Below are 14,383 nucleotides of genomic sequence, written 5' to 3' on the forward strand. Positions count from 1 at the left end.
GTTTCCCGCTGTCAGGCGCCGCATGACTCAACTATGGGAATGAAAACATGGCACTTTATGAGCATGTCGTGATTACACGACCTGACATTTCGCCTGCCCAGGTCGACAGTTTCGTCGAAGAACTGAGCAACTTCCTCAAGGAAAAAGGCGCAAAAGTTGGCAAGACCGAATACTGGGGTCTGCGCAACCTGGCTTATCCGATCAAAAAACAACGCAAGGGGCATTACTCCCTCCTGAACATCGACGGCCCTGCCGATGCTGTTCTGGAACTGGAGCGCAAGCACCGCATCTCCGATGATGTCATGCGTTACATGACCGTCCGCGTCGAAACGCTGAGCGACGAACCGTCTCCGGTTCTCTCTCGCAAAGACCGCCGCCGCGACTAGGGAAGGAAACTCGAAATGGCTCAGAAACTGAACATCACGAACATCCCTGCCCGCCGTCCGTTTGGACGTCGCCGCAAGGTCGATCCGTTTTCCGGCTCCAATGCCCAGGAAATCGACTACAAGGACGTGAAACTGCTGCAGCGCTACATCTCTGAAAAAGGGAAAATCGTGCCCAGCCGTATCACGGCCGTTAACCTGAAGAACCAGCGCAAGCTTGCCCAGGCGATCAAACGCGCCCGCATGCTGGCCCTGCTTCCGTTCGAAGTGAAGTAAGGAGAGACCCACATGCAAGTCATCCTTCTTGAACGTATCGAGCGCCTTGGCGTCATTGGCGACGAAGTGAAAGTGAAGAACGGCTTCGCCCGTAACTTCCTGATCCCGCAAGGCAAAGCCCTGCTGGCCAATGACAAGAACCGCGCCCGCTTCGAAGCCGAGCGTGACGCCATTGAAGCCCGTAACGCGGAAGCCCGCGCCAAAGCTGAAGCCGAAGCGCAGAAGCTCGAGGGTGTATCCTTCGTGCTGATCCGCCAGGCTGGCGACACCGGCCAACTGTACGGCTCTGTTACCGCACGTGACGTGGCTGATGCCGCCGAAGCTGCTGGTTTCAGCATTCCACGTACGGGCGTGCGTCTCGACCACCCGATCAAAGCGATCGGTCTGTTCGACGTGGCTGTCCGCCTGCACGCTGAAGTGACCGCGACGGTCCAGGCCAACGTTGCACGTTCCAGCGAAGAAGCTGAGCGTCAGGCGAAAGGCGAAGATATCGTCGCATCGCTTCAGGCTGCCAACCAGGAACAAGCCCAGGAACAAGCTGGTGAGTTGGCTGAGGCCGCCGCCGAGCGTGACGAATCTGACGCTGGAGAAGACGAAGAATAGTCTTCCCCACCTGATCAAATCAGGCCGCAGCTATTCACAGCTGCGGCCTTTTTTGTGACTAACCCGGTAAAATCAGGCCGGAGTGGGTTTCTGCCCCTGCAATTCACCCCCAGCTGAGTTACACTTAACCATGGCGCTTGATGACACTTCTGCTCCGAGTGAGACCGTCACTCCACCGAACAATTTGTCGGCGGAAGCAGCTGTGCTGGGTGCCATCCTGTTCGACAACAATTCCTATCAGCGCGTCGCGGATATTCTGAGGCCATCAGACTTCTACGCGCCTGCACACCAGGAATTGTTCAACGTCGCCGCCACAATGATTCAACAAGGCCGAATCGCTGACGGCGTGACGCTGCGCGAGCATTTCGAGAAAGCTGAAAAGCTTAGTGAGATTGGCGGCGCGCGGTATCTCGAACAATTGCTCGATTCTGCCGCCTTCGGTCCCGAAGTGGGCGATTATGCCCGCATGATTCGCGACCTGGCCATGCGCCGCGAACTGGTTGGCATTGGCGGAGAACTTCAAGGGCGCGCCCTGAACCCGACGCCGGAAGAGAATGGTGAGCGCCAGATCGAACTTGCTGAACGCCGCCTGTTTGACCTGGCCGAGCGCGGCTCCAGCGGACGTGGCTTCAGCAGCTTTTCTGAAGCGCTGACGGAATCCCTCAAGAATGCAGAAGCGGCCTTTAAGCGAGAAGGCAAGATCGCCGGCATCCCGACGCGCCTGAGAGACCTCGACGAAAAACTCGGCGGCCTTCACCGATCTGACCTCGTCATCCTCGCCGGACGCCCTTCCATGGGGAAAACCTCACTCGCGACGAACATCGCCTATAATGCGGCCTCCGCCTACCGGTCAGAGCTGCAGGATGATGGCTCCAAAAAAACCGTGGACGGCGCAATTGTCGGCTTCTTCTCTCTCGAGATGTCGAATGAACAGCTCGCCACGCGTATTATCGCGGAGCGTACCGGCATCACGACCCACCGCATCCGCCAGGGTGATCTGGACAAGAGCGACTTTGAGCGCCTGCGCGAAGCCACCGAAGAGCTGCAGAACCTGCCGCTCTATATCGACGATACTGGTGGCATCTCGATCAGCCAGTTGGCGGCCCGTGCACGCCGCCTGCAACGCTCGGTCGGCCTGGACATGATCGTGATCGACTATCTTCAGCTCATCACGGTCAGCACCGGCAATGCGAACGCCAACCGCGTGCAGGAAATCACGCAGATCACGACCTCCCTCAAGGCGTTGGCCAAGGATCTGAACGTCCCGATCATTGCCCTGTCACAGCTCTCACGTGCGGTTGAGCAGCGCGACGACAAACGTCCGCAGCTGTCTGACCTTCGGGAATCAGGCTCCATCGAGCAGGACGCTGACGTGGTGCTGTTTGTGTATCGGGAAGAGTACTATCTCTCACGGTCCGAGCCCGGCGCCGATCCGACCGATCCCGCCTCGAACGAAAAATGGGCCCAGTGGCGCCAGCGCATGGACCAGGTTTACGGCAAGGCAGAAGTCATTGTCGGCAAACAGCGTCACGGCCCGATTGGCCGCGTCGAACTCGCCTTCGATTCAAACGTGACACGCTTTGGCGATCTGGACATGTCCGGACGCTCAAACGATTTCGACGACGAATAGCCCCTGTCCTCGGCGGCGCTTTAGAGACTGTTCAACCACTCAATCAACAGCCGGCTCACCTCTTCCGGGCGCTCCTGCTGGGTCCAGTGTCCTACGCCTTCCAGCAAGGTCGCGCCGCGCAGATCGCCGAGACTTTTCTTCATCGCGGCCACCATGTCACCCGGATACATTTTCAGAACCAGATCCTTGGTCCCACCAATGTACAAGGACGGTTGCGCGATGATTGGCGATGACGGATGGGATGTCAAATAGGCATGGTCCCGGTGCCAGTTGCGATACCGGTTCAGCGGCCCGCGAAACCCTGACTTGCGGAACTGCGCGTCATAATAGGCAACATCTTCTTCGGTCAGCCATGGCAGAGGCATGTCCGGTTCCGGAAGACGGTGCAGCAGTGTGTCGCCGTGCTTCTTATCCGTCGGCCAGGTTCCCTCCGGCGCATCACCTGAAATGGCGTAGTAGAACTTTCGGATTGTTGCGGCCGGGTCGGCTTCCAGCTCGGCCTCGGGTGGCCCCTGGTCCTGGAAATAGATCTGATAGAAGAACAAGCCGCGCTCGGTGAAGAATTTGCGCGCCGCATCAATGAACACCACCTCTCCCGGCGGCGTATAGGGGACTGACAGGCCCGCCACAGCACGGAACTTGTCCGCATGCAGCCGGGCTGTATTCCATGCCAGTGGCGCGCCCCAGTCATGGCCCACGATAACCGCCTGCTCGCCGGGAGACAGCGCCTCGGCCAGACCGGCAAAGTCTCCGGTGAGGCTCTCCATGTCATAAGCCTCTACCGCATGCGGACGATCAGAGCCGCCATAGCCGCGCACGTCCGGCGCGGCCACGCGGTAGCCTGCCTCTGACAGGGCCTTGATCTGGTGACGCCAGGAATACCAGCTTTCCGGAAAGCCATGGACCAGTATCACCAAAGGTCCCTCGCCTGCGGTCGCTACCCGCAGGCGAATGCCGTTTGTCTCAATCAGTTGCAGGTCAACTGACATTTGCCGCTAATCCTTGCCGCCAATCCATTTGAATTCCGGCTCTTCCCACCAGGGGAAGAAGTTCGGCATCCCGTCGGAGACCTTCACAGGATAGACCGGCTTGCGCTTTTCCAGGAAGCTCATGACGCCTTCTTTCGCATCTGGCGTCTTGCCGCGGGAATAGATCGCCGCGGAATCGACAATATGCGCCTCCATCGGGTGGCTTGCGCCCAGCATTCGCCACATCATCTGACGCGTCAGAGTTGTGGAGACAGCCGCCGTGTTGTCAGCAATCTCACGCGCAATGCCGCGTGCCACATCCATCAGCTCCGCCTGCGGATGGATTGAGCGCACAAGACCACCTTCCATCGCTTCCTGCGCCGGGAACACACGGCCGGAATAGCACCATTCCAGCGCCTGGGAGATACCCACAAGGCGCGGAAGGAACCAGCTGGAGGCCGCCTCAGGATTGATGCCCCGTCGGTTGAACACAAAGCCAAAGCGCGCCGTGTCAGCAGCGATCCGGATGTCCATCGGCAGCTGCATGGTCACACCGATACCGACCGCCGCGCCGTTGATGGCGCCAATCACGGGCTTCAGGCTATCAAAGATGCGCAGGGTGACACGGCCACCGCCATCCCGCTGAATATCTGTGTTTTCCGTGCGGCCTTCTTCGCCACTCTTGGCGCGCTCATCATAGTCAAAGGTCTCCGCACCCGCAGACAGGTCAGCCCCGGCACAGAAAGCGCGGTCACCGCTGCCGGTCACGATCACGGCGCGTACACTGTCATCGGCATCTGTGATGTCGAATGCCTCGATCAGTTCGTGCATCATGGTGCCCGTGAAGGCGTTCATCTTTTCCGGGCGGTGCAGCGTGAGAGTCGCGATGCCATCCTCAATGTCCAGAATGATTTCCTTGAATTCCTTCGGCCTGGCCATGTCTTCCTCCTGAGTATCTAGAAACCGGGCACAAGCTGCCTTTCCGTGCAGCTTCGTCAAGACTTCCCCAGCGGCACTTAGCTGCCAGCTTGACGCAGGCAGACCCTCAATTCGATAAGTAGGGGGCAATTAGGGACCATGCCATGAAACGCACACTCACTCTGGCGGCGCTTTCAGCCTGCCTTCTCAACGCGGCAGCCAGCGCCGAAACGCTCTATCTGACCGCCGCCAAATATGTTGACCCTGTCAGCGGCACCGTGGTGAACGATCCGGCCTTCGTGATTGAGGATGGCAAGGTCACAGCCAGCGGCACGCAGAAATCCGTGCGAAAGCCCTCCAAGGCAACGGTAATCGCCCTTGATTCCGAAACCCTGCTGCCCGGCTTCATTGACATGCACACCCATTTGACGGGCGACCCGGAAACACCGGCCTATTACTCCCTCAGCCTGTCGGATGAGCGCGCGGCGATCACCGGCGTCAAGAATGCCCGCAAAACGCTGCTTGCCGGTTTCACGACGGTGCGCAATGTCGGCGCGTCCAGCTATGGGGATGTTGCACTGCGCGACGCCATCAATGAGGGAGAAGTTCCCGGCCCCCGCATGTATGTGTCCGGCCCGCCTGTTGGCATTATTGGCGGACACTGCTCTGACAACAATCTGCTGCCCTCAGAGTATGCCCTCACCGGCGAAGGCGTCGCCACCGGCCCGTGGGAAATGCGCGCCAAGGTGCGCCAGAACGTCAAATACGGGGTCGACCTGATCAAGACCTGCTCGACGGGCGGCGTCTTCTCGAAAGGTACCTCGCTGGGTGCGGCGCAAGGCACGCTGGAAGAGCTGACAGCCGTGGCCGAAGAGGCGCATGCCCGGGGCCTGAAGGTCGCCTCACACGCCCATGGCACGGTCGGCATCCGCAATGCGATCCTCGCCGGCATCGATACCGTAGAGCATGCCAGTATCCTGGATGATGATACGATCAAGCTGGCCAAGGATAATGGCACATACCTCTCCATGGATATCTACAATACGGAATACACGCTGGCTGAAGGCGAAAAGAATGGCGTGCTTCAGGAATCGCTCGACAAGGAACGCGCCATTTCGAAGATCCAGCGCGACAGTTTCACGAAAGCGGTGAAAGCAGGCGTCAAAGTCATTTTCGGGTCTGATTCCGGCGTTTACCCGCACGGCGACAATCCCCGGCAATTCTCCCGTATGGTTAAGTTTGGCATGACGCCAATGCAGGCCATACAGGCGGCGACCAGCCTTGCGGCCGAAGCTCTCGGCAAGGAAGGCGAGTTGGGCTGTGGTAATCCCGGCTGTCAGGCCGACTTCGTGGCTGTCTCGGGAAATCCGGTTCAGGACATCTCCGTGCTGGAAACCGTCGACTTTGTCATGAAGGGCGGAGAAGTCTACAAACGCGATGGCGAACTGACACAGCGCATCCTCCCCTGATCCTGGATAGACAGCCTGCAACAGGCATAGGCTCTTGCATTGAAGCGCGACATGACTTGAAGTCGTGAACCTGTCCGCATGGGCAGGTTCATCTGCTGCAATGCCTGAAGGTCTTGATGTTATGGAGTTCATGCCTCTGCCGGAAGTCACGACGCTTGCGGCACCTGTCTTTGTTTTCTCGGTTATCCTTGAATGGTGGGCCGTCAAGACAGGCAAGTGGCACGGCAGTTATGAGACGAAAGATGCGATCGCCTCGCTCGCCATGGGCGCAGGCAATGTCGTCGTCAACACGCTGACCGGCGCCGCCGCACTTTGGATGATGTCGCTCGCCTGGCCTTACCGGGTGCTGACACAGCCGGTAACCTGGTGGTCCTTCGCGATAGCCTTCGTGCTGTATGATTTCATCTATTACTGGAAGCACCGCTTTGCACATCGGGCACGCTGGTGGTGGATGGAACATTCAACGCACCATTCTTCCAGGCACTACAATCTGACCACGGCCCTGCGTCAGCCCTGGTTCGGACCTTTCACCGGCCTGATCTTCCTCGGTGTTCCGCTGGTGCTGGTTGGCTATCACCCTTACGTCATTTTCTTCGTTGCGGGCCTGAACCTTCTCTATCAGTTCTGGATCCACACCGAAGCCATCGACAAGATGCCTCGCTGGTTTGAAGCCGTCTTCAACACGCCCAGCCACCACCGCGTACATCACGCCATCAATCCGCGCTATCTGGATACGAATTATGCGGGCGTCTTCATCATCTGGGACAAGATGTTCGGCACCTATGTGCCAGAGCTGGAAGACGACAAACCGATCTACGGCATCGTCAAACAGCTCAGGACCTACAATCCCTTCCTGATTGCCTTCCTTGAACTGTATGGCCTCATCCGCGACTGCGCCTCAGATGGCTTTCGGCCTGACAGATGGCTGCGCCGCTGCGCCAATGCGCCAGGCTGGAGCCCGGACGGCCAGCACAATCGCTCGATTGAGCTGAAGCAGGCCTATATCAAGGAACACCCTGAACAGGCCGGACAGCCAGGCTTCCCCAAATGAGTTCAAAAGACCTCTTCATGAAACTGCGATCCCTGTCAGGCAAAGATCTGGACGACGCCCTTCCGGCGCTCGCACGCCTGCGTATCCAGGTCTTTGAGGCCTTCCCGTATCTTTACGCTGGCACCATCGATTATGAGCAGGACTATCTGCGCAAATTCTCCGCTGCCAAGGATGCTTTCATCGCCACAGCCGAGACCGATACAGGAAAGATTGTCGGCTGCGCGACAGGCTCGGCCATCACAAACCACCATTCCGAATTCGCAGAACCTCTGGTGCGGGCAGGCATCGACCTGCGCAGCACATTCTATTTCGGTGAGTCCGTTCTGCTGCCGGATTGGCGCGGCCATGGCATAGGTCACCAGTTCTTCGATGCGCGTGAACAGCACGCCCGCGTGCACGGCTATGCGCGCACCTGCTTCTGCGCCGTGGAGCGCCCGGCGGATCATCCCAGACGGCCGGTAGACTATTCCCCTCTGGATACATTCTGGAACAAGCGCGGCTACACGAAACGGCCTGATATTTCGGCAAACTTCGACTGGCCCGAGGAACATGGCGGCCCCAGCCTGCCTCACATCATGCACTACTGGTTTCACGATCTCTGAGTACATGACGCGACGTTGCCAGTGGACGTCTGGTTGAGTCTGACTAAAAATCTCTCCTGCAGACCAAACGCGCCCCGGCAGAGAGCGCGAGGTTCATTGGAGGATAGACATGCACCCTTGCCACCACGCCAAGACCTCACCCGACAAGCCCGCCTACATCATGGCCGGGTCCGGAGAAACGGTCACGTTTCGCCAACTGGACGAACGCTCCAACCAGATTGCCCACGCGTTTCGCGATGCAGGCCTGAAGCCCGGTGACACAATTGCGCTGTTTGCAGAAAACTCGCCGCGCTATTTCGAAATATGCTGGGCCGCGCAACGCTCTGGCCTCTATTTCGTCTGCGTCTCATCACGCCTGACGGCACCAGAAGTGCAATACATTGTCGAGGATTCCGGCTCGTCCTTGCTGATCGCCAGCAAGAGCAAGGCCGATGTGGCCACGAAGGTGAAAGACATCACCCAATTGGATCACTACTGGTCCATTGGCGGCGACATTCCAGGCTTCCAGCCGCTGGAGAGCCATCAGACGGACTTCCCGGTCACGCCCATTGATGACGAGATGTCCGGCACAGACATGCTCTACTCTTCCGGCACCACAGGCCGCCCGAAAGGTATCCGTCCGCCGCTGGAGCCAGGCACGCCGATTGATACGGACAATGTGCTGATCCAGATCACCAAGGCACTCGCGGGTGGAGGGGCAGACAACATTTACCTCTCCCCGGCCCCCCTCTATCACGCCGCGCCGTTGCGCTGGTGCATGACGTTCACGCGCCTTGGCGCGACGCTGGTCATCATGGAGAAGTTCGATCCCGAAACCTTCTTGGACTATGTCCAGAAGTACAAGGTGACCCACACCCAGATGGTGCCAACCATGTTCGTGAAGCTGTTGAAGCTGCCCGAAGAGATCCGCAAATCCTATGATGTCTCCAGCCTGAAATTCGTCGTCCACGCGGCGGCGCCCTGCCCGATCCCGGTCAAGGAACAGATGATCGAATGGTGGGGCCCCATCATTGACGAGTATTATGCCGGCTCCGAGGGCAATGGCATGACCTGGGTGAAAAGTCCGGACTGGCTGACCCATAAGGGCACTGTCGGGCGGCCTGTCCATGGCGAGCTTCACATCTGCGGCGAGAACGGCGACGAAGTGCCGGTCGGCACTGAAGGCCAGATCTATTTCGGCGGCACTGCCCCGCCGAACTATCACAACGCACCGGACAAAAATGCCTCCGCCCTCAACCCCAAGCATCCTGACTGGTCATCCCTTGGCGATGTCGGCCGGATGGACGAGGACGGCTTCCTCTACCTGACAGACCGCAAGGCCTTCATGATCATCTCCGGCGGTGTGAACATCTATCCGCAGGAAGCCGAAAACGTGCTGATCACCCACCCCAAAGTGGCAGATGTCGCCGTGATCGGTATTCCGGATGATGAGTTCGGCGAAGCGGTGAAGGCCGTTGTCCAGCCGATGCCAGGCATTGCCCACTCTGACGAGCTGGCCGAGGAGCTGCTGGAATTCTGCCGGTCGGAACTGTCCAAGATCAAATGCCCGAAAAGCGTAGACTTCGACCCAGAACTGCCCCGCCACGCGACAGGCAAGCTCTACAAGCGTCTGATCCGGGACCGCTATTGGGGCAAGTCCGGCAGCCGCATCGTCTGATCTAGGTCAGGCCGCAGCTTATATCGACTTTGCGGCACTTTCGGCTGGATGCTTTCTGGGTTTCGGGTTGGATCATCGGGTCATTATGGGCAAGAACCAGGATGACCTTTCACTCCGCATCCAAGTGGGCGCAACATGACAACTCTCCCCAATCAGCGACACCTTTTCGACATCCCTGACGATGTCGCCTATTTCAACACCGCGACGATGGGGCCGATGACCAAAACCTCTGTCGAGGCAGGACAGAAAGGGCTTGCGCGCAAGCTGCACCCATGGACAATTCCGGAGACGGACTTCTTTGCGGACACGGAACGTCTGCGGCCCCTGCTGGCTGAGCTCATCGGCGCCGATACGGATGGGATCGCCTTCTCCCCTTCTGTCAGCTATGCGCTGGCCACAGCAGCCCGCAATTTGCCGCTCTCAAAAGGGCAGAAAATCCTGCTTCTTGAAGATCAGTTCCCTTCCAATGTTTATATTTGGCGCAACCTTGCGAACCAAACCGGCGCGGCGATCCGCACGGTCAGCGCCAAACATGGTGAATCCCTGTCTGATGCCTTACACGCGGCGATCGGGCCGGACACAGGACTCGTCGCCTGCGCAAATGTGCGCTGGACAGATGGGGCCCTTATCGACCTGAGAGCCATCGGGAAGCGATGCCGCGAGGTCGGCGCCGCGCTGGTGCTGGACCTGACGCAGAGCTGCGGCGCACTGCCTTTTGATGTGAAAGACGTGCAGCCTGATTTTGTCGCCGTCGCGGCCTATAAATGGCTGCTCGCGCCCTACGCCACCGGCTTTATCTATGTGGCACCGCAGCATCGTAGTGGCTATCCACTGGAACAGAACTGGATTGCCCGCCAGGGCTCATCCAATTTTTCCCGACTGATTGACTATACCGACCATTACGGCCCCGGCGCACAGCGCTTCGATATGGGAGAACGGTCAAATTTCGCTCTATTGCCAGCTCTTGAGTCTGCCGTTCGAACGATCCTGGACTGGGGTGTAGGCAATATCGAAGAGACGCTGGCCGCGCGGAATGCGGCCCTGGCTGACCAACTTGCCAATATGGGCCTTCACTGCCCGCCGGAGGCTGAACGTGGCGCGCACTATCTCTGCCCCCTGCTGCCAGAGACCGCACCGGATGATCTCACGTCGCAGCTGAAGGATGCCAACATCTTCGTTTCGCGGCGGGGTGACCGACTTAGAATCACACAGCACCTTTTCACGACTGAGGCCGACATGGAGCGCTTCATCACCGAGCTATCGCACCATCTGACGACCTGAAACGGGGCATTCGGCCAGGCCTGAAAGGTGCAGCAACCGCGCAATTACCCCACCGTCAGACTTGCCCCTTATCCGCCAACACGCCAAAACACTCAGGTCAAACAGGAGGATTACATGGCAGACCCACGTAACGTAGACTTTGCAGACCTTGAATCGCTCGCCGGCCAGGAAGTCGGTGTTTCCGACTGGCACGTGATCGATCAGGACCGCGTCAACAAATTCGCAGACGCCACCGGCGATCATCAGTGGATCCACGTGGATGTAGAGCGCGCCACCAAGGAACTTGGCACCCCGATCGCTCACGGCTTCCTGACACTGTCCCTGCTGCCCATGCTGGGCTCTGAAGTCCTGCGCGTATCCGGCACGACCCGCGGAATCAATTATGGCTCCGACAAGCTGCGCTTCACGAACATGGTTCCGGTAGGCTCCAAGGTACGCCTGCGCCAGAAATGCCTGTCCGTTGAGCCGAAAGCTGGTGGCAAGCAGATGAAAATGGAATCCACGGTGGAGATCGAAGGCCAGGACCGCCCGGCCCTCGTCGCGGAAGCGATCACGGTTCTGTACGGTTAAGCGACCCGTCATTACTGGCAAATCTACCGTTATGGGAGGCTGTTATGGCCTCCCATTTTTTGTTTGCCATGCCCACAACAGCGCTCAAACTGGCAGGCAGGAAAGCCCGGCCCTATATTCATCCCTGAAGCCTAACCCCAGGGAGCCCAAGCATGTCTGCAAACAATGCCAAGATCAAACGATCCGACCGCGAGTGGCAGGAATTGCTGACCGAGGAAGAATACCGCGTCGGCATCAAGGATGGCACCGAGCGCGCCTTCACCCCCGGCAATCACAATGATGAAAAGCGCGAAGGCCTCTATCATTGCAAGGGCTGCGGCACGGCGCTCTGGTCATCGGAGCATAAATTCGATTCCGGCACCGGCTGGCCCAGCTTCTGGAAGCCGGTCAATGATGATGTCGTCGCCACCAAGACAGACTTCAAGATGATCCTGCCGCGCACCGAGTGCCACTGCGCCGTGTGCGGCATGCACCAGGGCCATGTTTTCAAGGATGGCCCGCCACCAACCGGTGAGCGCTGGTGTATCAATGGCGTTGTCCTGGATTTCCGCCCCACAGAGTGATTAGGGCTGGACCAAAGCCCTGAAATACAATCCAATCCCGGCTTCTGAACAGCGGAGCCGATCCCATGCGACTTACTTACCTTTTCGCCAGCGCAGCCTGTATTGCGCTCAGCACCGGATGCACGATGACCAAAACTGATACCGCAGCCCCCCAAACCCTGGACCAAGCCAAAGCACCGACAGCGCCGGAACACCTGACCCCGCCAGTTGCCCCGCGCATTGATCACGAGATCACGCAGGTCGGGCGCACCCGCAATGACCCCTATCACTGGGTCAAGGATGACAATTGGCAAGAGGTGATGCGCGACCCGTCCGTTCTGCGCCAGGACATCCGCGACTATCTTGAAGCCGAAAACGCCTACACCAAGGCAGAGGTCGAAGACCCGACGACAGATTTGCGCGAAGAGCTGTTCAAGGAAATGCGCGGCCGCATCAAGGAAGATGACAGTTCGGTTCCGGAAATCGATGGGCCCTATGCCTACTACACTCGCTACCGGGAAGGCGGAGAATATCCGATCATCGCCCGCAAGCCAGCCTCCGCCGCTTTTGACCCTGAAGCTGAAGAAACCATCCTTCTCGACGGCGATGCCATGGGCAAGGATGAAGACTATTTCTCCTTCGGCGGTATCGACACCTCGCCGGATCACACGCTGATTGCCTATTCGACCGACACGCAGGGCAGCGAGTTCTACACGATCCGTGTCAAGAATATTGAGACCGGTGAAGACCAGAACGTCACCATTGACAATGCCTATGGCCCGTTTGAGTGGAGCGCCGATGGCAAGCGCATCTACTGGGTCCACCGTGACGAAAATGCCCGTCCTGACTCGGTCTGGATGCGCGATCTGGAAACCGGCGACGACACCCTGCTCTATCAGGAAGAAAATCCGGAATTCTTTGTCGGCATAGACAAGAGTGCCAGCGAGGACGTGATCTTCATCAATGCGTCCGGACATACCACGTCAGAGATTTACTGGTTCCCTGCCGATGAGGCGGACCCCGAGCCGCGCATGATTGCGCCACGTGTGAAGGACAATGAATACAATGTCGTCCATTGGGACGGCCAGTTCTACATCTCGACCAATCTTGACGGCGCCGTGGACTTCAAGCTGATGCGCGCGCCGATGGATTCCACCTCCCGCGATGCATGGGAAGAAGTCATCCCGTATCGTCCCGGCACGCTGATCCTGGGTATGCAGCCGCAGAAAGATTACCTCTCCATCATGGAGCGTGAGAACGGCCTGCCGCGCATCATTGTTCGCGCACGCGAAGATGGCTCCAGCCATGAGATCAGCTTCAAGGAACAGGCCTACTCCCTCGGCCTCGACAGCGGCTATGACTACAATACGCCGATCCTGCGCTTTGATTACTCTTCGCCGACGACGCCGGAGCAGGTGATCGATTATGATCTGAACACGCACGATCGCACGGTTCGCAAGACTCGCGAAGTGCCGTCGGGCCACAATCCTGACGACTATGTTGCAGAGCGTATCATGGCAACGTCCTGGGATGGGGCGGAAGTGCCGGTCACCATCCTGCGCCACAAGTCTACACCGGTGGATGGCACCGCGCCCATGCTGCTGTATGGCTATGGCTCCTATGGCATCACCATCCCGGCAGACTTCCGCACCTCTCGCCTCAGCCTGGTAGATCGCGGCTTTGTCTACGCCATCGTGCATCCGCGCGGCAGTATGGCGAAGGGCTATCAATGGTATCTGGACGGAAAGCTCGAAAAGAAGACGAATACGTTCAAAGATTTCGTCGCTGCCGGTCATTACCTTGTCGACAAGGGCTATACGTCTGAAGGCAAGATCGTGGCCCATGGCGGGTCCGCTGGCGGCCTGTTGATGGGCGCCGTTGCAAACATGGATCCGGACCTTTTTGCCGGCATCATTGCCGCCGTGCCATTTGTGGATGTGGTCAACACAATGTCGGACGATACCTTGCCGCTCACACCGCCGGAATGGCCGGAATGGGGCAACCCGCTGACCAGCCAGGAGGACTATGACTACATCGCCTCCTACAGCCCCTATGACAATGTCACCGATCAGGACTACCCGGCCATGTTCATCACGGGCGGCCTGTCAGACCCGCGCGTGACCTATTGGGAACCGACCAAATGGGCCGCGAAGCTGCGTCATGACGCACCGAATGGCGGGCCTTACTTCCTGAAGATCAACATGGAAGCCGGGCATGGCGGCGCCTCAGGCCGGTTCGAGGGCCTCAAGGAAACGGCCACCGAATATGCCTTCGCCCTCGCTGCGGTCGGCAAGGTCGACGATCTGGAGTTCAACGAAGAATGATCCCTAAGCCCTCAGCATCCAGCTGGGGGCTTTTTTCTTGTCCCGGAATCAAAAAGCCCGGCAGAGCCGGGCTTTCGTAAATGGTCGGAGCGATAGGATTCGAACCTAC

Annotated in this window: 14 protein-coding genes; 12 read left to right on the forward strand and 2 right to left on the reverse strand. The window is 58.6% G+C overall.

The genetic code is table 11. The features are described from left to right. The first annotated feature begins 47 nt into the window (after positions 1-47). From rpsF to HY29_RS12095, 4 genes are all read left to right on the forward strand, one after another. On the forward strand, positions 48-386 hold the full coding sequence (rpsF, locus tag HY29_RS12080) for a 30S ribosomal protein S6 (RefSeq protein WP_034797270.1): 339 nt from the start codon (positions 48-50) through the stop codon (positions 384-386). A gap of 15 nt (positions 387-401) precedes the next feature. Next, positions 402-659 carry a 30S ribosomal protein S18 gene (gene rpsR, locus HY29_RS12085; RefSeq protein WP_034797274.1) on the forward strand — a complete coding sequence of 86 codons (258 nt, stop codon included), beginning with the start codon at positions 402-404 and terminating at the stop codon, positions 657-659. Between the two features lie 12 nt (positions 660-671). After that, entirely contained in the window at positions 672-1,262 is a 591-nt protein-coding gene (rplI, locus tag HY29_RS12090) for a 50S ribosomal protein L9 (RefSeq protein WP_034797277.1), read from the forward strand. A gap of 130 nt (positions 1,263-1,392) precedes the next feature. After that, entirely contained in the window at positions 1,393-2,892 is a 1,500-nt protein-coding gene (locus tag HY29_RS12095; protein ID WP_034797281.1) for a replicative DNA helicase, read from the forward strand. A gap of 20 nt (positions 2,893-2,912) precedes the next feature. On the opposite strand, the gene HY29_RS12100 is transcribed toward HY29_RS12095, so the two are convergent. Next, entirely contained in the window at positions 2,913-3,881 is a 969-nt protein-coding gene (locus HY29_RS12100) for an alpha/beta fold hydrolase (RefSeq protein WP_034797284.1), read from the reverse strand. A 6-nt stretch (positions 3,882-3,887) separates the two neighbouring features. Continuing rightward, positions 3,888-4,799: a crotonase/enoyl-CoA hydratase family protein gene (locus HY29_RS12105; RefSeq protein WP_034797286.1), complete on the reverse strand. Its 912-nt coding sequence runs from the start codon at positions 4,797-4,799 to the stop codon at positions 3,888-3,890. Positions 4,800-4,942: 143 nt separating this feature from the next. Between HY29_RS12105 and HY29_RS12110 the strand changes: the two genes are divergently transcribed. The 8 genes from HY29_RS12110 (at position 4,943) to HY29_RS12145 (ending at position 14,274) form a co-directional block, all read left to right on the forward strand. Then, a complete protein-coding gene (locus tag HY29_RS12110; RefSeq protein WP_034797289.1) occupies positions 4,943-6,247 on the forward strand; it encodes a Xaa-Pro dipeptidase in 1,305 nt (434 codons plus the stop codon). A gap of 100 nt (positions 6,248-6,347) precedes the next feature. Continuing rightward, the gene (locus HY29_RS12115) at positions 6,348-7,298 is read left to right on the forward strand and encodes a sterol desaturase family protein (RefSeq protein WP_051601462.1); all 951 of its coding nucleotides are present in this window, start codon (positions 6,348-6,350) and stop codon (positions 7,296-7,298) included. A 17-nt stretch (positions 7,299-7,315) separates the two neighbouring features. Continuing rightward, positions 7,316-7,900: a GNAT family N-acetyltransferase gene (locus HY29_RS12120; RefSeq protein WP_241765198.1), complete on the forward strand. Its 585-nt coding sequence runs from the start codon at positions 7,316-7,318 to the stop codon at positions 7,898-7,900. A gap of 109 nt (positions 7,901-8,009) precedes the next feature. Continuing rightward, on the forward strand, positions 8,010-9,557 hold the full coding sequence (locus HY29_RS12125; RefSeq protein WP_034797298.1) for an acyl-CoA synthetase: 1,548 nt from the start codon (positions 8,010-8,012) through the stop codon (positions 9,555-9,557). Between the two features lie 135 nt (positions 9,558-9,692). Then, positions 9,693-10,838, forward strand: coding sequence for an aminotransferase class V-fold PLP-dependent enzyme (locus HY29_RS12130; protein WP_034797301.1), 1,146 nt, complete (start codon positions 9,693-9,695; stop codon positions 10,836-10,838). Positions 10,839-10,952: 114 nt separating this feature from the next. Further along, a complete protein-coding gene (locus HY29_RS12135) occupies positions 10,953-11,408 on the forward strand; it encodes a MaoC family dehydratase (RefSeq protein ID WP_034797304.1) in 456 nt (151 codons plus the stop codon). A gap of 152 nt (positions 11,409-11,560) precedes the next feature. Next, positions 11,561-11,971: a peptide-methionine (R)-S-oxide reductase MsrB gene (gene msrB, locus HY29_RS12140; protein ID WP_034797306.1), complete on the forward strand. Its 411-nt coding sequence runs from the start codon at positions 11,561-11,563 to the stop codon at positions 11,969-11,971. A 125-nt stretch (positions 11,972-12,096) separates the two neighbouring features. After that, complete coding sequence (locus HY29_RS12145; protein WP_034797309.1) at positions 12,097-14,274, forward strand: S9 family peptidase; 2,178 nt, start codon at positions 12,097-12,099, stop codon at positions 14,272-14,274. Positions 14,275-14,383: the final 109 nt, after the last annotated feature.

This window comes from Hyphomonas beringensis (genome assembly GCF_000682755.1).
GTDB classification, from domain to species: domain Bacteria; phylum Pseudomonadota; class Alphaproteobacteria; order Caulobacterales; family Hyphomonadaceae; genus Hyphomonas; species Hyphomonas beringensis.